The sequence below is a fragment of the Kitasatospora sp. GP82 genome, from assembly GCF_029892105.1.
Taxonomy (GTDB): domain Bacteria; phylum Actinomycetota; class Actinomycetes; order Streptomycetales; family Streptomycetaceae; genus Kitasatospora.
Genome location: NZ_JARZAJ010000038.1, coordinates 25,443 through 45,532, shown reverse-complemented (window position 1 = coordinate 45,532; position 20,090 = coordinate 25,443). Strand labels below are relative to the sequence as shown.

Annotated in this window: 15 protein-coding genes; 6 read left to right on the top strand and 9 right to left on the bottom strand. The window is 71.1% G+C overall.

Annotated features, from left to right (window positions below; genetic code table 11):
• Positions 1-186: 186 nt before the first annotated feature.
• The 3 genes from P3T39_RS29075 (at position 187) to P3T39_RS29065 (ending at position 5,540) form a co-directional block, all read left to right on the top strand.
• The gene (locus P3T39_RS29075; RefSeq protein WP_280702180.1) at positions 187-630 is read left to right on the top strand and encodes a MarR family transcriptional regulator; all 444 of its coding nucleotides are present in this window, start codon (positions 187-189) and stop codon (positions 628-630) included.
• A gap of 107 nt (positions 631-737) precedes the next feature.
• On the top strand, positions 738-1,682 hold the full coding sequence (locus tag P3T39_RS29070) for an ROK family protein (protein WP_280702179.1): 945 nt from the start codon (positions 738-740) through the stop codon (positions 1,680-1,682).
• A gap of 228 nt (positions 1,683-1,910) precedes the next feature.
• Positions 1,911-5,540: a SpoIIE family protein phosphatase gene (locus P3T39_RS29065; RefSeq protein ID WP_280702178.1), complete on the top strand. Its 3,630-nt coding sequence runs from the start codon at positions 1,911-1,913 to the stop codon at positions 5,538-5,540.
• Positions 5,541-5,640: 100 nt separating this feature from the next.
• Here the strand turns inward: P3T39_RS29065 and P3T39_RS29060 are convergent, their stop codons facing one another.
• From P3T39_RS29060 to P3T39_RS29040, 5 genes are all read right to left on the bottom strand, one after another.
• On the bottom strand, positions 5,641-6,408 hold the full coding sequence (locus P3T39_RS29060) for a 3-oxoacyl-ACP reductase (protein WP_280702177.1): 768 nt from the start codon (positions 6,406-6,408) through the stop codon (positions 5,641-5,643).
• 5 nt (positions 6,409-6,413) lie between these two features.
• Positions 6,414-7,787: an aldehyde dehydrogenase family protein gene (locus P3T39_RS29055; RefSeq protein ID WP_280702176.1), complete on the bottom strand. Its 1,374-nt coding sequence runs from the start codon at positions 7,785-7,787 to the stop codon at positions 6,414-6,416.
• Positions 7,788-7,877: 90 nt separating this feature from the next.
• Positions 7,878-8,624 carry a gamma-glutamyl-gamma-aminobutyrate hydrolase family protein gene (locus P3T39_RS29050; RefSeq protein ID WP_280702175.1) on the bottom strand — a complete coding sequence of 249 codons (747 nt, stop codon included), beginning with the start codon at positions 8,622-8,624 and terminating at the stop codon, positions 7,878-7,880.
• A complete protein-coding gene (locus P3T39_RS29045; RefSeq protein ID WP_280702174.1) occupies positions 8,621-9,979 on the bottom strand; it encodes a glutamine synthetase family protein in 1,359 nt (452 codons plus the stop codon). Before P3T39_RS29045 ends, P3T39_RS29050 begins: the two co-directional genes overlap by 4 nt.
• Positions 9,976-11,535: an amino acid permease gene (locus tag P3T39_RS29040; RefSeq protein WP_280702173.1), complete on the bottom strand. Its 1,560-nt coding sequence runs from the start codon at positions 11,533-11,535 to the stop codon at positions 9,976-9,978. The genes P3T39_RS29045 and P3T39_RS29040 overlap by 4 nt, the downstream gene beginning before the upstream one ends.
• Positions 11,536-11,718: 183 nt before the next feature.
• Between P3T39_RS29040 and P3T39_RS29035 the strand changes: the two genes are divergently transcribed.
• Positions 11,719-12,477, top strand: coding sequence for a GntR family transcriptional regulator (locus P3T39_RS29035; RefSeq protein WP_280702172.1), 759 nt, complete (start codon positions 11,719-11,721; stop codon positions 12,475-12,477).
• Between the two features lie 19 nt (positions 12,478-12,496).
• Here P3T39_RS29035 and P3T39_RS29030 read toward each other — a convergent pair whose 3' ends face one another.
• Entirely contained in the window at positions 12,497-12,715 is a 219-nt protein-coding gene (locus tag P3T39_RS29030) for a DUF2277 domain-containing protein (RefSeq protein ID WP_280702171.1), read from the bottom strand.
• Between the two features lie 185 nt (positions 12,716-12,900).
• Here P3T39_RS29030 and P3T39_RS29025 point away from each other — a divergent pair, with 185 nt between their 5' ends.
• On the top strand, positions 12,901-13,437 hold the full coding sequence (locus P3T39_RS29025; RefSeq protein WP_280702170.1) for a hypothetical protein: 537 nt from the start codon (positions 12,901-12,903) through the stop codon (positions 13,435-13,437).
• Positions 13,438-14,843: 1,406 nt separating this feature from the next.
• Positions 14,844-16,124 carry a streptophobe family protein gene (locus P3T39_RS29020; RefSeq protein WP_280702169.1) on the top strand — a complete coding sequence of 427 codons (1,281 nt, stop codon included), beginning with the start codon at positions 14,844-14,846 and terminating at the stop codon, positions 16,122-16,124.
• Positions 16,125-16,146: 22 nt separating this feature from the next.
• On the opposite strand, the gene P3T39_RS29015 is transcribed toward P3T39_RS29020, so the two are convergent.
• The 3 genes from P3T39_RS29015 to P3T39_RS29005 all read right to left on the bottom strand — a co-directional run bounded on the left by P3T39_RS29015 (position 16,147) and on the right by P3T39_RS29005 (position 20,082).
• Positions 16,147-17,109 carry a serine/threonine-protein kinase gene (locus P3T39_RS29015; RefSeq protein ID WP_280702168.1) on the bottom strand — a complete coding sequence of 321 codons (963 nt, stop codon included), beginning with the start codon at positions 17,107-17,109 and terminating at the stop codon, positions 16,147-16,149.
• Positions 17,110-17,187: 78 nt separating this feature from the next.
• Positions 17,188-17,724: a hypothetical protein gene (locus P3T39_RS29010; RefSeq protein WP_280702167.1), complete on the bottom strand. Its 537-nt coding sequence runs from the start codon at positions 17,722-17,724 to the stop codon at positions 17,188-17,190.
• A gap of 12 nt (positions 17,725-17,736) precedes the next feature.
• Positions 17,737-20,082 carry an FHA domain-containing protein gene (locus tag P3T39_RS29005; protein ID WP_280702166.1) on the bottom strand — a complete coding sequence of 782 codons (2,346 nt, stop codon included), beginning with the start codon at positions 20,080-20,082 and terminating at the stop codon, positions 17,737-17,739.
• Positions 20,083-20,090 lie beyond the last annotated feature (8 nt).

Here is a 20,090-nt window from a genome sequence, read left to right as displayed (position 1 = left end):
CTCCAGGTGGCAGGGGGCTTGAACGTAAGGTGCCGCTGAACAGCGCTGTACCGGTGAGGAGTTGGGCTGCGCACGGGCTCCGGGGCCCGGCAATTGAAGGCATATATGGTTGATGTCTTCAAGCAATAGCATGAAAGTAATCCTCAATGGTTGAGGATGTCAAGCAATCTTGCCTACACTTGACCCATGACTCAGTCCGCCACGCCGCGCACGGCCGTCCCCACGCCCGTCCAGCTCATGGACCAACTCGCGCGGGCCGCGGCAGGCTACTACCGGCACTTCGCCGCGGTGGCGGCGGAGCGCGGTCTCACGCTCATGCAGGGCAAGATGCTCAGCCTCCTGCGGGAGCCGAGGCCCATGCGCACCCTTGCCGACCTGCTCGCCTGTGACGCCTCCAACGTCACCGGGATCGTCGACCGGCTTCAGGCGCGCGGGCTGGTCCGTCGCGAGGTCGACCCCGCCGACCGGCGGATCAAGAACGTGATGCTCACCGAGGAGGGCGAGGAGACCGTCCGCCTGATCCGCGCGGAGCTGATGTCCAACCTCACCACGCTGGAGCAGCTCAGCGACGAGGAACGGCAAGGCTTCCAGAACCTGCTGAGCCGGGTCTTCCCCGAACCGACCGACTGAGGCGGCTGCTGGGCGGCTGGGCCGTCGGCTGCGCTTCGGCCGCCCGGCCGGAGGGATGCCAGAATCTGCACAGCGCGGCGCCCGGCCGCCCTCGGGAGGAGACACACGTGGACACCTACGCGGCCCCGCTCGCGGCCATCGACATCGGCGGCACCAAGATCGCGGCGGCGCTGGTGGACGGCGACGGCACCCTGCTGGCCCGTACGCAGCGGCCCACTCCCGCCGCCCTGGACGAGGACTCCGTGCTCGGCGCGGTGGTCGATGCACTGGACGAGCTGGCCGCAGCGCCCGGCTGGTCCGAGGTGCGCGCGCTCGGCGTGGGCAGTGCCGGCCCGGTGGACATCAGCCGAGGCACCGTCAGCCCGGTCAACATCCCCGGCTGGCGCGGGTTTCCGATTGTCGATCGGCTCTCGGGCCACCCGGCGGTGAAGGGGCTGCCGGTGGTGCTGGCCGGGGACGGGATCGCGATCGCGGCCGCCGAGCACCGCTTCGGCGCGGCACGGCCGTACGACAACGTGCTGTGCATGGTGGTGTCCACGGGTGTCGGCGGCGGGCTGGTCCTGAACGGCGAACTGCACACCGGCACCACGGGCAACGCGGGCCACATCGGCCATATCACCGTCGATCTCGACGGCGATCCCTGCCCGTGCGGCAGCCGGGGCTGCGTGGAGCAGCTGGCCAGCGGCACCGCCATCGCCCGGTACGCACTGCGCTCCGGTTGGCGTCCGGCCGCCGAGGACGCCTCGGCCGTTGCCGTGGCGGCTGCCGCACGCGCCGGGGACCCGATCGCGCTGGCCGCGTACCATCGGGCGGCGCGGGCGCTGGCCGCCGGGATCGCCGCCACCGCGACGCTGGTCGAGCTGGACGCGGTGGTGATCGGCGGCGGTGTGGCCCAGGTCGGCGCGCTGCTGCTCGACCCGCTGCGGGACCACCTGCGGACGTACGCCGCGCTGCCCTTCGCCGCCGGGATCGCCGTCCACCGGGCCGAGCTCGGCACCGACGCCGGTCTGGTCGGTGCGGCGGCCGTGGCCGCCCACGCGCTGTCCCACTGACCGCGCCGGGCCCGGGGCGGGCCCGCAAGACCCTGGCGCCGACCGGGCTCGCGCGCACGGCGCACGGCCGGGCTCGCCTGGATGGAGTGCCTGAGCCCATGGGAGTATGGCAGGGCTGACGACTGACCCCCGGGCGGTTGCGTGATCATGCAAACCGACGAGCAGGGACCTGGTACGGCGCCCCACCGACGGACGACGGGTGGGGAGCAGGAGCATGACGGCCTGCTGATGCTCCCGATCGCGACCGCGCTGGTCGGCTCCGACGGCCGGATCCTGCACTGGAGCTCGGATGCGGCGGCGCTGCTCGGCTTCTCCACCGAGGAGGCCCTCGGCCGGTTCGCCGCCGATCTGCTGGTCGCCGACGAGCGGCGGCCCGAGGTGATGGGCCTGTTCGAGAGCATTCTGAGCGGGCGGCCCTGGTCCGGGGTGTTCCCGGTCCGGCACCGCGAGGGCCACTATGTGGACCTGGAGTTCCGCACTCATCCGTTCGTGGGCCCCGACGGTCAGCCACTGGTCCTCGCGGTCGCCTCGGACGTGACCGCACTGCGGCGGTTGCAGGCCGACCTCGCGGTGCTGGACGGCTTCTTCAACCAGTCCCCGGTCGGGATGGCGGTCTACGACACCGAGTTGCGCTACCTCCGGCTCAACGAGGCGCTCGCACGGGCGAACGGGCTGCCGGTGGAGGAGCATCTGGGCCGCCGGGTGACGGAGGTGCTGCCGGGGGTCAACGCCGCCGAGGTCGAGGCGACGATGCGGCGGGTGATCGCGGGCGCGGGGCCGGTGGTCGATTCCCGCTCGCACGGCCGGACGCCGGGTGACCCTGAGCACGATCGTGCCTGGTCGGCGTCGTACTTCCGGTTGGAGCGGCCCGACGGCGAGGTGCTCGGGGTGAGTTCCACCATCGTCGATGTGACGGCGCGCTACCGGGCCGAGTCCCGCGCGGCGCGGGCGCAGGAGCGGTTGGCGGTGCTGGTGGCGGCGGGCGAGACGATCGGCACCACCCTCGATCTGCGGCGCACCGCACGGGAGCTGGCCGAGGCGATGGTGCCCCGGGTGGCGGACGCCTGCGGGGTGTTCGCGCTGGAGCGGCTGGTGTCGGGCCCCGAGCAGGGGCAGCAGGAGGAGGAGAGTGGGCAGCAGGTGCGCAGGCTGGCGGTGGCCGCGACGGCCCCGGACTTCCCCTTCGAGTACCTGCCCATCGAGGCGGTGTACCGGATTCCGCCGGACTCCGGGTACGCCGAGGCGATGTCCACGGGCCGGACGGTGGTGGTCCCGTCATGGGAGCTGCCGTTGCTCACCGACGACATGCCCAGCGACCAGCTGGCGGCCTACCGGGGCAGACGCTCCCGTTCTGTGCGGATCACCCCGCTGGTTGCGCGGGGCACCGTGCTGGGCATGCTGATGTACGCGCGACACGGCGAGCGGGAGTCCTTCGACGAGGAGGACATCAGGCTCGCCGACGAGCTGGTGGCGCGGGCGGCCGTGGCGGTCGACAACGCCCGGCTCTACCAACGGCAGCACGAGACGGCGCTGGCCAGGGCGCAGGCGCTGCGCGAGGCGAAGGCGGCGCAGGGGCGCCTGGCACTGGTGAACACGGCCTCGGCCCGGATCGGCACCACCCTTGATCTGTCGCAGACCGCACGGGAGTTGGCCGAGGTGGCCACGCCCACACTGGCGGACAGCGTGGTGGTGGAGGTACTGGACGCGCTGGTGCGCGGCGAGGAGGCAAAGACCCCGAGCCCGGCGGACCGCTCGGCGGTGATGCGCCGGATGGCCTTCCACAGCGTGCCGGGTTCGGGGGCACAGGCCGTCGCACCGCTCGGCGACGTGCACCGCTTCCCCCCGTCCACTCCGTATGCCTGGGCGCTGGCGCACCGCCGTCCGGTGCTGGTCGCGAAGCTGGACGAGGCCGCGCTGAGCTGGTTCGCCGACGACCCCAAGCGCCGGGCCGCCGCAACGCAGGAGAACGTGCGCTCGATGATGGTGGTGCCGCTGATCGCCAGGGGTACGGCGGTCGGCGTGGCGGCCTTCTACCGGAACCGGACCGAGCAGCCGTTCAACGAGCAGGACCTGGCGCTGGCCGGGGAGTTGGCGTCGCGGGCGGCGGTGTGCATCGACAACGCCCTGCTGTACACCCGGGAGCGGGATGCGGCCCGGCTGCGCCAGCAGGCGCTGGAGGAGGCCCATGCGGCGCAGCAGCGCCTTGCACTGCTGAACGAGGCGAGCACCCGGATCGGGACCACGCTCGATCTGCACCGTACGGCGCGCGAGCTGGTGGAGGCGGTGGTCCCGCGGTTCGCCGACTTCGTCACGGTGGATCTGCTGGAGTCGGTGCTGGAGGGTGAGGAGCCGACGGCACTGCCGCTGGACGGGCCGCTGCTGATGCGGGCGGTGGCGGTCGGCGAGGTGGGCGACTCCAACCTGCTGGCGGGAGCGACGGACCCGGTCGGCGGTGTGTCGCAGTCGGCCGACCTGTACGCGGTGAGCCTTCGCACCGGCCGGTCCATCATGGTGCCCGAGGTGGACGCGGCGGCGCTGCACCGGATCGTGGCCTCTCCGGATCGGGTGGCGCCGAGCCTGGAGGCGGGCGTGCACTCGTATCTGATGGTGCCGTTGCTGGCCCGTGGTGTGGTGCTCGGCGGGGCGGAGTTCATCCGGACGGTCAATCCGGAGCCGTTCGGTGCCGAGGATGTGGCGCTGGCCGAGGAGTTGGCGGCGCGGGCGGCGGTCTGCATCGACAACGCCCGGCTCTACCGGCGCGAGCGGGACACCGCGCTGACCCTCCAGCGCAGTCTGCTGCCGCAGGAGGTGCACAGCACGCTCGGTCTGGAGATCGCGTACCGCTATCTGCCGAGCAGCGTGATCAGCGAGGTGGGCGGGGACTGGTTCGATGTGGTGCCGCTCTCCGGCGGGCGGGTTGCGCTGATCGTCGGCGATGTGATGGGCCACGGCATCAGGGCCGCCGCGACGATGGGCCAACTCCGCACGGTGGCACGGACACTGATCACTCTGGACGTGGACCCGGCCCGGGTGCTGAGACGACTGGACGACGCTGCGGCGGCGGTCGGCGAGGGCCAGTTCGCGACCTGCATCTGTGTGGTCTTCGATCCGCTGAACCGGAACTGCACAGCCGCCAGTGCCGGTCATCTGCCGCCGGTGGTGGCCGATTCCTCAGGTTCGGCGTATCTGCTGGAGCTGCCGCCGGGCGCGCCGCTGGGGGTCGGCGGGGTGCCCTTCGAGTCGGTGCGCTTCACGCTGCCCGAGGACGGCATCCTGGTCCTCTACACCGACGGTCTGGTGGAGCGCCGGGACCAGGACCTGGACGAGGGCCTGGAGCTGCTGCGCCGAACGGTGGCGGACCGGCAGAGCACCCTGGAGCTGACCTGCGACGCCGTGCTCACGACGCTGACCGCGCAGTCCGTACAGGGCGACGACATCGCCGTGATCATGGCGCATGCCCGTCCGGTGGGGACGGACAGGCTGGCCGTACTGCCGCTGGCGGGCGACCCTGCGATGGTCGGCCACGCCCGCCGCTTCCTCCGCCGCACGCTGCGGTCCTGGAATCTGCGCGCTCTGACCGACCTGGCCGAGCTGCTGACCAGCGAGCTGATCACCAACGCGCTGGTGCACGCGGGTGCACCGACCGAGGTACGGATCTTCCGCAGCACGGTGCTGACGGTGGAGGTCGCCGACATCGACAGCCACGCACCGAAGATCCGCCGCGCCCGGGAGTCCGACGAGGGCGGCCGGGGCATGCACCTGGTCAACGAGCTCGCCCACCGCTGGGGCAGCCGCAGCACCGCCGCCGGCAAGGTCGTCTGGTTCGAGCTGGAGCTCCCACCCGGCGGCCCGCACTGAGACCGACCGGCCATAGGGAGCGCGGCCCGGCCGCAGGGATGACCGGCACCACTGACCTCCGGCAGGCCCGGCCGACCGGTCGGACCTGCCGGAGCCCGCCTCACTGCGGTGTCACGTACGCACCGGAGATGCCACCGTCCACCAGGAAGGTGTTCGCCGTCATGAACGAGGAGTCGTCACTCGCCAGGAAGGCCACCGCGGCGGCGATCTCCTCCGGCTCGGCGAAGCGCCCGAGCGGAATGTGGACCAGACGGCGGGCCGCCCGCTCGGGGTCCTTCGCGAAGAGCTCCTGGAGCAGCGGGGTGTTGACCGGCCCGGGGCAGAGCGCGTTGACCCGGATCCCCTCCCGCGCGAACTGGACGCCCAGCTCCCGTGACATCGACAGCACTCCGCCCTTGGAGGCGCTGTAGGAGATCTGCGAGGTCGCCGCGCCCATCACCGCCACGAAGGACGCGGTGTTGATGATCGACCCCTTCTTCTGCCGCTGCATGTGCGGGATCGCGTACTTGCAGCACAGGTACACACTCGTCAGGTTGACCTCCTGGACGCGCTTCCACGCCTCCAGGCCGGTGGTGAGGATCGAGTCGTCCTCCGGCGGCGAGATGCCCGCGTTGTTGAAGGCGATGTCCAGACTGCCGTACTCGCGCACGGCCCTCTCGTACATCTCCCTGACGGCGTCCTCGTCCGTCACGTCCGCCTGGATGAACAGACCGTCCACCTCTGCGGCGGCCTTCTTCCCACTGTCCTCGTTCATGTCGACGCAGACCACCTTCGCGCCCTCCGCCGCGAACCTCCTGGCGGTGGCCAGCCCGATGCCGCTGCCTGCGCCGGTGATGACCGCCACCCGGCCGGTCAGTCGCTTGGTCATACTGTTCACTCCTCGGTCGAGATGAAGACGTTCTTGGTTTCGGTGAAGGCGGAGAGAGCGTCAGGCCCGAGCTCGCGCCCCAGACCCGACTGCTTGAAGCCGCCGAACGGTGTCGAGTACCGCACCGAGGAGTGGGAGTTGACGGAGAGGTTCCCCGCCTCCACCCCTCGGGCGACGCGCAGCGCTCGGCCCACGTCCCTGGTCCAGATCGAGCCGGAGAGCCCGTACTCCGTCCGGTTGGCGATCCGCAGCGCGTCGTCCTCGTCGCGGAACGGCACCACCGCGACGACCGGGCCGAAGATCTCCTCGGTGAACGCGGGCGAGTCCTGGTCCACCGGGGAGAGCACGGTCGGCGGGAACCAGAAACCCCGGCCCTCCGGCGTCAGTCCCTGCACGGCGACCGGTGCGCCGTCCGGGACGAAGGAGGCGACCCGGTCCCGCTGCGCGGCGGAGATCAGCGGGCCCATCTCGGTCTTCTCGTCGCGCGGGTCGCCGACCCGTACGCCCAGCACCGCCGGTTCCAGCAGCGCCATGAACTCCTCGAACACCGACTCCTGCACCAGGATGCGCGAGCGGGCGCAGCAGTCCTGCCCCGCGTTGTCGAAGACCGCGTAGGGCGCGGTGGCGGCGGCCCTCGCCAGCTCGGCATCGGCGAAGACGATGTTGGCGTTCTTGCCGCCCAGCTCCAGGGTGACCTGCTTGACCTGCTCGGCGCACCCGGCCGCCACCGCCCTGCCCACCCGGGTCGAGCCGGTGAAGACCACCTTGCGCACGTCCGGGTGGGTCACGAACCGCTGGCCGACCACCGGGCCGCGTCCGGGCAGCACCTGGAACACGCCGTCCGGGATGCCCGCGATCCGGGCGAGTTCGGCCAGCCGCAGGGCGGTCAGCGGGGTCAGCTCGGCGGGCTTGAGGACGACCGTGTTCCCGGCGGCGAGTGCGGGGGCGAAGCCCCAGGCGGCAATGGGCATCGGGAAGTTCCACGGCACGATGATGCCGACGACCCCGAGCGGCTCCTGGAAGGTGACGTCGATGCCTCCGGCGACCGGGATCTGGCGGCCGAAGAGGCGTTCCGGCGCGGCGGCGTAGTACTCGATGACGTCACGGGCGTTGCCCGCCTCCCAGCGGGCATTGCCCACGGTGTGCCCGGCGTTGGCGATTTCGAGCTGGGCGAGGTTCTCCAGGTCACTGTCGACGGCGGCGGCGAAGGCCCGCAGCAGCCGGGCGCGATCGGCGGGGGCGACCCTCCGCCAGCTGTCGAAGGCGGCCTTGGCGCGGGCGATCGCCGCGTCGGTCTCGGCGACTGTGGCCATCGCGACGGTCTCGATCACCTCCTCGGTGGCCGGGTTGACCACCTGGAAGAGGTCGGGTTCGGTCATGCTGAGATCTCCCTGACGACGACTGGACGAGCTTGGTAGCCGGTCGGCCGTGCCCTTCGCAGGGCCACGGCGGTCCGCCTGAGCACGCGGTCACGACCAACCGGACGGGCCCTGGTGGCCTCGTCCTGCGGCCTGGACGAATGCTTCGAAGAGCCGGGGGTCGGCCGGATCGGCCTCCGGGTGCCACTGCACACCCAGGGCGAACCGGCGGTCGGGCCGTTCCAGCGCCTCGACGCTGCGGTCCGCGCTCCATGCGGTGGCGCGCAGTCCGGTGCCGAGCCGTCCGACGGCCTGGTGGTGGTAGCAGGGCACCTTGGCGGTGCGGCCGAGGATCTCGCCGAGCCGGCTGTCGGGCTGGATCTCCACAGCCTGCTGGTGGAAGGTCGCGGGGGCGATCCGGTGCCCGTCGTCGCCGACCTTCTCGGGCAGGTGCTGGATGAGGTCTCCGCCGTGGGCGACATTGAGCAGCTGCATGCCCCGGCAGATGCCGAGGACCGGAAGGTCCAGCTCCAGTGCGCCGTTCAGCAGCTCGAGCTCCCAGTCGTCGCGCTCCTCGTGGAACGGTCCGCTGCTCGGGTGCGGGTCGGCGGCGTAGCGGTCGGGGGCGATGTCGGGGCCGCCGGAGAGCAGTAGCCCGTCGAGCCGTTCCAACAGCCTTCCGGTGTCCGCGGCCTGCGGCGGAAGCAGTACGGCGGTGCCGCCCGCCCGGGTGACGGCGTCCACGTACCACTGCGGGATGAGCGCAGCGGGCTGGCGCCAGACACCCCAGGCGGCCGTGTCGAGGTAGCTGGTGATCCCCACCAGGGGCTGGACGGTTGATGATTGACGATCGGTCACAGTCGCTCGAATCCTCGGCGGCGCTCCCAGTCGGTCACGGCCGCGTCGAAGTCGGCCAGTTCGACCCGGCCGGCGTGGGTGTAGTGGCGGACGACGTCCTTGCCGAAGGCGAGGGCCGCGGCCTCGCTCTGCTCGAAGGCGGCGACGGCGTCGCGCAGGGTGGCGGGGACGTGCGGAGCGTCGGAGGTGTATGCGTTGCCGGTGAACTCGGCTTCCAGCTCCAGCTGGTGCTCGATTCCGTGCAGTCCTGCGGCGATCAGCGCGGCGACCGCGAGGTAGGGGTTGACGTCTCCGCCGGGCACCCGGTTCTCGAAGCGCAGCGAGGAGCCGTGGCCGACCACCCGCAGCGCGCAGCTGCGGTTGTCCCGCCCCCAGGCGATGGCCGTGGGCGCGAAACTGCCCGGCACATACCGTTTGTAGGAGTTGACGGTCGGGGCGAGCAGCAGGGAGAACTCGGCCAGGCAGGCGAGTTGTCCCGCCAGGAAGTGCTGCATCACCCGGGAGAAGCCGTGCGGCTCGTCACCGGCCATCACCGGCGCGCCGCCCTCGTCGCGCAGGCTGAAATGGATGTGACAGGAGTTGCCCTCGCGCTCGTTGTACTTGGCCATGAAGGTGAGGCTGTAGTCCTCCTGTCCGGCGATCTCCTTGGCGCCGGTCTTGTAGACGGAGTGGTCGTCGCAGGTGGTCAGCGCCTCGGCGTACTTGAAGGCGATCTCGTGCTGGCCGAGGTTGCACTCGCCCTTGGCGGATTCGACGGTGAGCCCGGCACCGGCCATCTCGTTGCGCAGGCGGCGCAGCAAGGGCTCGACCTTCGCAGTGCCGAGGATGGAATAGTCCGCGTTGTACTGATTGGCGGGGGTGAGCCGCTGGTAGTCCTTGTCCCAGGCCTGCTCGTAGGTGTCGCGGAAGACGATGAACTCCAACTCCGTTCCGACATACGCCCGCCAGCCGTAGCCGGCCAGGCGCTCCAGCTGGCGGCGCAGCACCTGCCGGGGAGAGACCGGGACGGGGGTGCCGTCGTGGTGGGTGACGTCGCACTGGACCATGGCGGTGGCGGGGTGCCAGGGAACCATGCGAAGGGTGTCGAAGTCGGGGACGAGGACGAAGTCGCCGTAGCCCTTCTCCCAGGAGGAGATCTCGTAGCCGTCCACGGTGTTCATGTCGATGTCGACGGCGAGCAGATAGCCGCAGCCCTCGGCGGAGTTGGGGACGACATCGGAGAGGAAGTAGTCGGCGGCGATCCGTTTGCCCTGCAGTCGGCCCTGCATATCGGTCATGGCGAGGACGACGGTGTCCACGGATCCTGCGGCGACGAGCGTGCGCAGTCGGTCGAGGGTAAGTCGTGAGCCGCTCATCGGATCTCCAATTCGCTTGTCCGGTCCAACGGTTCGGCAGGATTGCCCTGAATCCTGGGCCCGGTGAACCAGTGCCGGGCCGAGACCAGCCACCAGATCCCGGCCGAGCCGAGGACCACGGCGACCGCGACGGGGGTGTAGTTGAAGCTGGTGACAGTGATCGGGCTGACGGTGGGCAGCATGAACAGCACGCTGATCAGCACTGTCCAGCCGACCGCCAGGGTACCGATGGGCCTGCTCCACCGGCCCAGATGCCAGGGACCGCGTTCGAAGGCGTCACCCTGACGGAGCCTCAGATAGACCGGGATGACGTACGCGATGTACATCCCGATGACGGAGACCGAGGTGACGGCGGCGTACGCGGTGGCGTTCCACAGGTCCTGGACGCCGAGCAGGAAGGCGCCGCCGGTGGCGAGCCAGACGGCGTTGGTGGGCGTCTGGGTACGCGGGTCGATCCGGTGCCAGATCCGGGATCCGGGCAGTGCTCCGTCACGCGAGAAGGCGTAGATCATACGGGAGTTGGCGGTCACCGAGGCCATCCCGCAGAAGAACTGGGCACCGATCACGATCAGCAGGAGCAGCTTGGCGCCACTCCCGCCCAGGGCGTCCAGGAAGATCTGCGCGGGCGGCACTCCGGTGGGGCTGTCGACCGCACCGCTGTAGTCCTGGATCGCGAAGGTGATCCCGAGCAGCAGGATCCAGCCGGCGACCAGCGACACCAGCACGGAGTTGACGATGCCCTTGGGGCCCGACCGGGCGGCGTCCTGGGTCTCCTCGGTCATATGGGCGGAGGCGTCGTACCCGGTGAGGGTGTACTGGGCGAGCAGCAGACCGAGCATGGCGACGTAGAACGAGCTGTGGAAACCGGTGCCGTTGACGAAATGCGTGAACACGAAGGAGGCGGAGGCGTGGTGAGCGGGCAGCAGGGCCAGCGCGCCGACGATGACCAGCACGCCGAACAGGTGCCACCAGACGCTGACGTTGTTCAGAACGGCCACCAGCCGGACGCCGCGGGTGTTGAGCAGACCGTGCAGGAGCAGGATGACCGCGAAGATGAGCACCGTGTGCGCGGGGGTGACGCTGAGGCCCCACTGGAGTTCGAGGAAGGCGTTGGTGAAGAACGCGGCCCCGAAGTCCACGCCTGCGGTGACGGCGACCTGGCCGAGGAAGTTGAAGTACCCGGCGAACCAGGCCCACGCGGGCCCGCGTGAGGGCGCCAGCTTGGCCGCCCAGTAGTAGAGTCCGCCCGCCGTCGGGTAACTGGAGCAGATCTCGGCCATGGCGAGCGCGACGCACATCGTCATCAGGCCCACCAGCGGCCAGCCCCAGGTGATCAGAGCGGGCCCGCCGGTGGTCATGCCGAAACCGTAGAGGGTCAGGCAGCCGGAGAGGATGGAGACGATCGAGAAGGAGACGGCGAAGTTGGAGAAACCCGACAGCGAGCGGGCCAACTCCTGGGTGTAGCCGAGCTCTCGGAGCCGGCGCTCGTCCGCCGACAGGGCCTCGGCCTGCTCGGCGGGCGGGTGTGGTGGTTGCGGTGAGTGGTCGGGAGACATGCGCACCCCTGGGGGTTCGGTGGGGGATCCGAAACGTGCGCCCACGGCACTGTGGCGGTCAATGGCCCGGAAACAGACCATTGGCGTAGTGCGCATGTTTCACCCTGCGCCACTGCCGCGTCAAGAGGGCATACAGAGGACGTGCAGGAGCCCTTCCGAAGCACACCTCGGTACGATTCCACCGTGGACGAGGCAGACAGAGGCGGCATACGGACGGACTGGCAGGGCGGCGCCATCTTCCGTCCCGTCCGGACCGGCAACGCGTTCGAGGAGACGGTCCAGCGACTGATGGAGGCCATCAAGCTGGGAGTCTTCGAGCACGGTGACCGGCTTCCCGCCGAACGCGAGCTCGCCACCAGGCTCAACATCAGCCGCGAGACCCTGCGCGAGGCGATCCGCTCGCTCCAGCAGGCCGGCTGCGTCGAATCCCGCCGTGGCCGCTACGGCGGCACCTTTGTGACATACCGTCAGCCACCGCCTGATCTCGGCGAACTCCGCCGTGCCGTACGCCACATGGGCGCCGAGCTGGAGGACGCACTGACCTACCGGATGGTCCTGGAGACCGGAGCCGCCGAGCAGGCGGCGAGGCGCGCCCTGGCGGCCGCACTGACGGCGGATCAGCGAGAGCATCTCCGCGAACGGCTGTCCGACCTCGAACAGGCCACCCCGGGGGCGTACCGGCAGCTCGACTCGCGCTTCCACCTCGCCATCGCCGAACTCACCGGCTCACACTCGCTGGCCGCCGGTGTCGCCGAGATCCGGATGCGACTCAACGACCTGCTGAACGCGATCCCGATCCTGGAACGCAACATCGAGAACGCTTCCGCGCAGCACCGCGCGATGGCCGAGGCGATCCTGGAGGGCGACACCGAGCGCGCCCGCCGGGCCACGGAGGAACACCTGGAGGCCACGGCCTCGCTGCTCCGGGGCTTCCTGGGCTGACCTGCGCTGCTGCCCCTGGTCAGCCGGCGTGCGCGCCGCGTACCACCAGATCGGCGAGCAACTCCCGGGTGGCCTCGGCCACTGTCGCCACCGCCCGGTCGAACGCCTCCCGGTTGTGCGCGGCGGGAGCCCGGAACCCGGAGACCTTCCGCACGTACTGCAACGCCGCAGCGCGGATGTCCTCTTCGGTGACCTCGGGCATCACGGGAGCCCGCAGGGTCTTGATACTCCGGCACATGCCACCAGTGTCCCCCAACGGCCCGCTATCCGGTCCCCGAACCGGATTTCGGCGTCGCGGCGGACGCGGGTGCCGACGTCGGCACAGCCGTGGGTACGGCTGTGGGCACGGCTGTAGGCAGAGAGGTGGGCAGAGACGTCGGCGCGTAGCCGGACGACACGGACGTTTCGGTCGTCGTAGCAGTCATGGCGGTCATGGCGGTCATGGCAGTCGTAGCAGTCGTGGCAGTCGTGGGGGTTCCGGCGGCGGCGGAGGTCGGGGGCGAGGTCGGAGCAGAGACCGACCGCGAGGACGGGGGCAGGTACGAGGTGGTCACCGAGGGCGAGGCCGTCCCGGAACCTGTCGCAGGACTCGGGCTCGCGCTGGTGCTGGCGCTGGGGCTCGCACTGAGGCTGGGGCTCGCGCTCGGACTGGTGCTTGGGCTGGTACTCGGGCTGGCGCTGGTACTCGGGCTCCCGCTGAGGCTTGCGCTGGGGCTGGTACTCGGGCTCGCGCTGGTGCTACTACTGGTCTCCGACCCGGTCGCGGTCGTCGTCCCGGTCGCGGTCGTCGTCCCGGTCGCGGTCGTCGTCCCGGTCGCGGTCGTCGTCCCGGTTCCTGGACGCGTCCCGCTACCCGGGCTGGAACCCGAACTCGGGTTTGCCGTCGGACCTGTGGCCGTACTCGTACCGGTTCCAGTGCTCACCGTGCCCGTAGGGCCGACGGGTTTGGCGAACGACTGACCGCTGGTGGGGTCCACCACGACGACCTTGGGCACCGGGCTGGACGCCGGCAGCACCACCACGACCGTCTCCGCCCGGAAGGACGACCAGGGCGTTCCCAGGTAGGCGGGCGCCGCCGTCAGCGCGGGCGGCAGCAGGGGGTTTCCGCAGGCGCACCGGACCCTGGGCAGCCCATGTGCATCGACCAGCACGGCGGTGCCCGACTGCAACACGGACTGGAACTCCGTCGCCGCGCCGTTGCTGTAGCCGTGGTTGGTGACATGGGTGTCGGCCCGCAGTACGACCGGCGTCAGCGCCTGAAGATACGAGCCGATCGTCTTCGGGTCGATCCCTTCGACCTTGGCCCAGGCACGGGCCTTGGCCTCGTCGGAGGCCAGGAAAGCGGAAAGCTTGGGCACATCGCAGCTGTCCACGGACAGGCTTCCGCCGTAGAGCCCCGCCTGTGTGCCCTGCACCGACTGCCCGGCACTCGTCCCCACCGAAGCGGTGGCCGTCGCCATCGAGGTCGAGGACGGGGCAACCGGTTGCATCGCGACCGAACCCGTGAACGGGTCGGGACCGGCGGCACTCACGGGTTGCAGAAGCACCTGTGAGGCGTTGGCATGCCCCCCGGTGGAGCGATTGGTCAGCGCGAAGGTCACCCCGCCCAGGACCACCACCACGCCGGCCAGCAGCGCGATCATCCGGACGCTGCGCCACCATGGCACGGGCTTGCCGCCGTGGTCCCCTCCGCCGCCCGAGTCCCCGCCCGTCGTCCCCGCCCCACCGGTCGCCCCGGACCCACCGGGCGGCGGCTCAGGAGGCGGCCCCGTTGTTCCGTGGGGCCCCGACCTGCCGAGCGGGCCGACGGGCGGCCCTTCCGGCGGGATGGAGGGCGACCCGGGAGGATGATCCGAGGGCGGCGGCCCGACCCCGGAGTCCGCCCCGGCTCCCGGCCGCGCGTCCGGTGGACCGAACGGCCCCGCCAGTGTCGGCTCATGAGGCGGTTCGCCCGGCGGCTGCTGCGGCGCGCCGGACGGACCGCGCGACGACTCGGTCGGCGGACCGGCCTCCGGCTCGTGGGGCTGCCCGTTCGGGCGATCAGGGGGCGGCGGCGGGTGGGAAGTCACGGATCACCTCCAGGACTGGTGTCCCCCGCACTCCCCCTGCAGAGCCTCCCCCCTGCAAAATCCCCCTGTCTCATTCTCTGCCGCCCTCCGCAGCGCCTCGCAACCGCTGCAGGCACAACCACCCGCCCACCCGCCACAGGTCGGACCCGTCGGGCCCCGGGATCGCACCGCGCGCTCGCCGAAGCCCGCCAAGTGGCCGAAGCTGGAGGTGCGATCCTTCCCGTCCCGGGCGAGACCGCGACGGGGGCAGAGGACAACGCAGACCACAACAGGGGGCTCACGCTCGCGGGAGGCAGCGTGCATCCGAGTGACCAGACCCGGACCGCCCCGGGTAGCCGACTCCGCCTCTGGGGGCATGCCCTCGCCACGGCGGTCGCCCCGCTCGCGGTGATGACCGCCGTCGCCGCGCTCGGCCTCTGGGCTGCCGGGGCCGCCTCCTTACCCGAGGGTGCCTTCCCGTACGTCCTAGCCGCGACCGTGCTGCTGGCCGTCGGTGTGCCGCTCGACCTCACCGGCAGCGCCGCCTTCGTCGCCGAGGCCCAGGGCGGTATCACCGCCCTGCCGCTGTCGGTGACCTTGGTCGGCGCGCTGGTGATGGGTGCCGTCTTCGTCCACCCGTTGCGCCGGCACGCTCTGGTACGGCCCGCCGAGCTAGCCGGACGCGCCGCCCGTACGGCGCTGTTCTGGCTCCTTCTCCTGCTGCTCGTCCGGCAGTTCGCCCAGCACACCTTCACCGTCCCGACCGGTGACTCGCTCCTGGACCAGCTCGGCAACATCTTCGGCGCCGCGCCCACCGTGGGCTTCCGGGCCGCTGCACTGCCGACCGTGGGCATCGGGCTGCTCTGGCTCTGCGGGGTCCTGCTGCTCACCTTCCTGATCGCCCGGCGCGCGCCGCTGCCCGCGCGCCTGCTGCGCATCCACGCAACCGTCAGACCCGCCGGGCACGCCGTACTGACGCTGCTCATGGTGTACGTCGTACTGGGCCTGATCGCCGGGCTGGTGTCCGCCGCCACGGACGGGCACCCTCGTGACACCCTTGCCGTGCTCCTGCTCGCCCTGCCCAACCTCTCCTGGATCGCTCTCGGTATCGGCCTCGGAGGCTCCTGGCACGGTCACTCGGCGGGCAGCATCGGCCTGCCGATCCCGGAGCCGCTCGCCTCCGTGCTCCAGGCGTCGCGCACCAGGGACGTCACCCTCGACCTCTCCTCGCTCGGCCAGCAGGACGGCCGCAGCTGGCTGCTGCTCGTCCTGGCAGCCCTTCTCCTGGTGCTCACGGGGATCGGCGCGGCGTGGCACTCCCCCGGCCGTCTCCCGCTGTGGCGCCACGCCCTGCACCTCGCCGTCGCGATGGCCCTCGCCATGCTGGTCACCGGGCTGCTCACCGGCATCTCGGCCGAGTTCGGGCTCTCCCTCCTCGGCCTGAACAGCGGCGCGGGCAGCCTCCACCTCAGCCCCGACCTGCTGCTCTCCGTCCCGCTCGGCGCCCTCTGGGGAGCGGCCGTCGGCCTCCTCGGCGGCTTCCTCGCGCCCAAGGGCGGCGGACGGAACTCGCCCAGGAGCGGCGGGCAGAGCTCCTAGTCCGGCGGGTAGTACAGAGCTCCTAGTCCGGCGGGCCGTTCCGGAAGATCGGCCACGCCCACGCGGGCGGTTCGGGTATCGCCGGCCTTTTCGGCGGCACTTTCGGCGGCACTTTCGGTGGCACTTTCAGCCGGCCGGCCTCCCTCAGGGCGGCCACGAAACCGAGGCAGCTGTCGTAGCGCTCCTCCGGCGTCTTGGCGAGTGCTCTGGTGAGCACCGGATCCAGGGCGGCGGGCAGCTCCGGACGCTGGTCGGTGAGCAGCGGAGGCGGGTCCTGGATGTGGGCCCAGAGCAGGGAGAGATCGTCGTCGCGGTGGAACGGAGGCAGACCGGTGAAGGCCTCGAAGACCACGCAGGCCAGGCTGTAGAGGTCGCAACGGCCGTCCACCGGGCGACCGTTGATCTGCTCGGGGGCAACGTAGTCGAGGGTGCCGACGAAGTGGCCGACCGTGGTCAGTCCGCTCAGTGACAGGGACTTCTTGGTCAGGCCGAAGTCGGTGAGGTAGGCGTGCTCGGGGTGTTCGGCGTCGGCTCCTTCGGCGATCAGGATGTTGCCGGGTTTGACGTCCCGGTGGACCAGGTCGTGGGCGTGAGCGGCGTCCAGCGCGGAGGCGACCTGGGCGATGATCCGGACCGTCTGGTCGACGGAGAGCGGGCCCTGACGGTCTAGCAGGGCGCGCAGGTCCCGTCCGGCGACGTAGCGCATGGCGATGTAGAGCACACCGTCCGCCTCGCCCGCCTCGTAGACGGGGACGATGTGCGGGTGGTCGATGGCGGCGGCGGCCCTGGACTCACGCGCGAAGCGCTGTCGGAAGATGTCGTTGCGGGCCAGTTCCGGCGCGAGCAGCTTGATGGCCACCGTGCGGCCGAGCCTCAGGTCCTCGGCCTGGTAGACGACGGCCATCCCACCCCGGCCGATCATGGTCCCGAGCTGGTAACCGGCCAGTCGGTGCCCGGTCAGATCCTCGTACGCGGCGGTACTCACGCACCCTCCTCACTCCACTTCGTCGGTACCCGTGCCCAACACACACCTTCCGGCTCGCTCGCTCATCCGCTCATCCGCTCACCCGGTGTCCCGGGTGAAGGTCGCCGACGGTTCGACGGTGGCGTACGTCTGGAGGCCGGTGCCGTCGCAGAAGTACCAGCGGCCCTGGTCGGGGTCGAGCAGCCAGGCGGACGGGCCGTCGATCACCGCACCGATCCGCAGCGCACCGGTACGGCGACGGAAGGTGTCCAAGTCGATGCTTCCGGCGGCGAGTTGCTCCATCAGCTCGCGGTAGGCGGCCAGGGCCCGTTCCAGAGCGGCGAGCAGCGGCCGGGGGTCGTCGGCGGTGCCGAGGATCCCGTTGGTCCTGGGCGGGTGCTGCGGGAGGGCGATGAGGAGCCGGCCGTCCACCCAGGCACTCCAGCCGTTGGCGCAGACGATGCGGGCCCAGTCGCCGCTGGTCTCGGCGAGTTGGACGGGGAGCAGCGGGTCCAGGTGGGCACTCGGCCGGGACGGGTCGGGTCCGGCCCAGCTCGGCAGGCCGTCCACGGGGACGACGTGGGTGGGCCGGAACTCGTACACGCTGCCGTGCGGTCCGGCGTTGGGACTGCTCATCGGGGCTTCCTGCTACCTGCGCATGATGGCGGGTTCGTGCCGCCGCAGCAGTCGGAGGACCAGGATGCCGCAGAGGACCGAGAGCACGATCAACATGCCCATGTCGAGCAGCCAGATGCCCTGCCGGTGAGCGAAGAAGGGGTCGGCGGTGGCCGCTTCGGGCATGATCTTGTGCAGGTCGAGGGTGGCGGACATGGCGCCGAGGCCCCAGCGGGAAGGCACCAGCCAGGAGAACTGGTCGAGCACGGGAACGGTGTAGAGCTGGAGCAGGGCGCCGCAGAAGACCACCTGGACGATGGCGAGCAGCACCAGCAGCGGCATGGTCACCTCCTCCTTCTTGACCAGGGCGGAGACGAGCAGCCCGAGCATCATGGCGGTGAAGGCGAGCAGGGCGACCGCGAGGGTGATCTCCAGCAGCGGTGGCAGGAGGACGCCGCTGCCGCCCTGCGGGCGCAGCCGTACTCCGGTGAGGGCGACCAGGGTGAGCACCACGGACTGGAGGACGGTGACCGTGCCGAGGACGACGATCTTCGAGCAGAGGTAGGCCGATCTGGACAGACCTACAGCGCGTTCGCGCTGGTAGATGACGCGTTCCTTGACGAGCTCGCGCACCGCGTTGGCGGCGCCGGTGAGCACGGCGCCGACGCACAGGATGAGCAGGGCGTTGACGGCGGTGTTCTGGTCGAGACTGCGCCCGGCGAGGGCCCGGGCCATTGCGCCCATCACGAACGGTAGGGCGATCATGACGGCGAGGAAGGTCCGGTCGGTGGCGAGCGCGGCGGTGTAGCGGCGTACCAGGGTGCCGAGTTGGGACCACCAGCCCTGCGGCGGCGACGGTGCGACGGGCGGTGCGGTGGGCGGCGGGGCCTCGCGGGCGCCCCGGTTCGCGGAGGCGATGTAGCGGCTGTGGAGCGTGGAGTTGCGGTACTGCCCCGCCCAGTCGCGCCCGGCGTCGTTCTCGAAGGCTTCGAAGGCTTCGGGCCACTGGCTGTAGCCGACGAATTCGAGGGCTTCGCCGGGCGGGCCGTAGTAGGCGATCCTCCCACCGGGGGCGAGCAGCAGTAGGCGGTCGCAGAGGTCGAGGCTGAGCACACTGTGGGTGACGACGACGACGGTGCGCCCGTCGTCGGCGAGGGTACGCAGCATCAGCATGACCGAGCGGTCCATGCCGGGGTCGAGTCCCGAGGTGGGCTCGTCGAGGAAGAGCAGCGACGGTTTGGTGAGGAGTTCCAGGGCGACGCTGACGCGTTTGCGCTGGCCGCCGGAGAGGGTGGCGATGACCTGGTCGGCCCGCTGGCCGAGGCCGAGTTCGCCGATCACCTCCTCGACCCGGGCGGCGCGTTCGGCGGGGGCGGTGTCTCCGGGGAAGCGCAGTTCGGCGGCGTAGCCCAGGGCGCGGCGGACGGTGAGCTGGGTGTGCAGGATGTCGTCCTGCGGGACGAGGCCGATCCGGCGGCACAGTTCGGCGTAGTCGCGGTAGAGGTCACGGCCGTCGTAGCGGACGGTGCCCTCGTCGGCGGGGCGCAGCCCGGTGAGCGCGTTGAGGAGGGTGGACTTTCCCGATCCGCTGGGCCCGGCGACGGCCAGCAGGCACTTCTGGCCGACCGGGAAGGTGATGTGGTCGAGCAGCCGGCGGCCTTCGGCGACGGTGACCACCAGGTCCTCGACGTCCAGGTCGATGTCTCCGGTGTCGACGAACTCCTGGAGTTCGTCGCCGACCAGGCAGAGCATGGCGGGGCCGATGCCGACCAGGTCGCCGGGCCCGACCCGGGCCTGTAGGACGGGCTGGCCGTTGAGGTAGGTGCCGTTGTGGCTGCCGATGTCGGCGATCTCGTAGTGGCCGTCGGGGACGGCGCGCAGCTCGGCGTGGTGGCGGGAGACCGACAGGTCGGGGATGACCAGGTCGTTGTCGGTGGCCCGGCCGATCCGCACGATCCTGGCCGGCAGCGGCCGGACGGTGGTGGGCGGACGGCGCGATCCCGTGATCGAGGCGAGCGCGGAGGTGCCGGGGACGGCGGGGGCGACGGCGGTCGGTGCGTGCACGGCACGCAGGGTGGCGGTCGGGCCGTCCTCGGGGCTGCCGAAGCGCACGGTGGTGCCGGGGCCGACGTCCAGATGGCGGACCCGGCGGCCTTCCCGCCAGGTGCCGTTGGTGCTGTCGGTGTCGTCCAGCGTCCAGTGGCCGTCGTCGGTGTGGAGCACGGCGTGGTGCCAGGAGACCCGGGGGTCGGTGAGGACGATCTCCCCGGTGGGGTCACGTCCTACGTGGTACTCGCGGCTCGGGCTCATGACCTGTGAGTCGCCGTCGGTCTCCAGTACCAGTTGCGGCGCGCTGGGCGCGACGGGTCGCTCTCCCATATCCACGA

Bases quoted from the DNA above. Each gene is read 5' to 3' on its own strand.
- P3T39_RS29075 (WP_280702180.1), top strand. From the start codon at position 187: ATGACTCAGTCCGCCACGCCGCGCACGGCCGTCCCCACGCCCGTCCAG.
- P3T39_RS29005 (WP_280702166.1), bottom strand. From the start codon at position 20,082: ATGGGAGAGCGACCCGTCGCGCCCAGCGCGCCGCAACTGGTACTGGAG.
- P3T39_RS29055 (WP_280702176.1), bottom strand. From the start codon at position 7,787: ATGACCGAACCCGACCTCTTCCAGGTGGTCAACCCGGCCACCGAGGAG.
- P3T39_RS29040 (WP_280702173.1), bottom strand. From the start codon at position 11,535: ATGTCTCCCGACCACTCACCGCAACCACCACACCCGCCCGCCGAGCAG.
- P3T39_RS29010 (WP_280702167.1), bottom strand. From the start codon at position 17,724: ATGAGCAGTCCCAACGCCGGACCGCACGGCAGCGTGTACGAGTTCCGG.
- P3T39_RS29045 (WP_280702174.1), bottom strand. From the start codon at position 9,979: ATGAGCGGCTCACGACTTACCCTCGACCGACTGCGCACGCTCGTCGCC.
- P3T39_RS29025 (WP_280702170.1), top strand. From the start codon at position 12,901: ATGGCGGTCATGGCGGTCATGGCAGTCGTAGCAGTCGTGGCAGTCGTG.
- P3T39_RS29065 (WP_280702178.1), top strand. From the start codon at position 1,911: ATGCTCCCGATCGCGACCGCGCTGGTCGGCTCCGACGGCCGGATCCTG.
- P3T39_RS29030 (WP_280702171.1), bottom strand. From the start codon at position 12,715: ATGTGCCGGAGTATCAAGACCCTGCGGGCTCCCGTGATGCCCGAGGTC.
- P3T39_RS29060 (WP_280702177.1), bottom strand. From the start codon at position 6,408: ATGACCAAGCGACTGACCGGCCGGGTGGCGGTCATCACCGGCGCAGGC.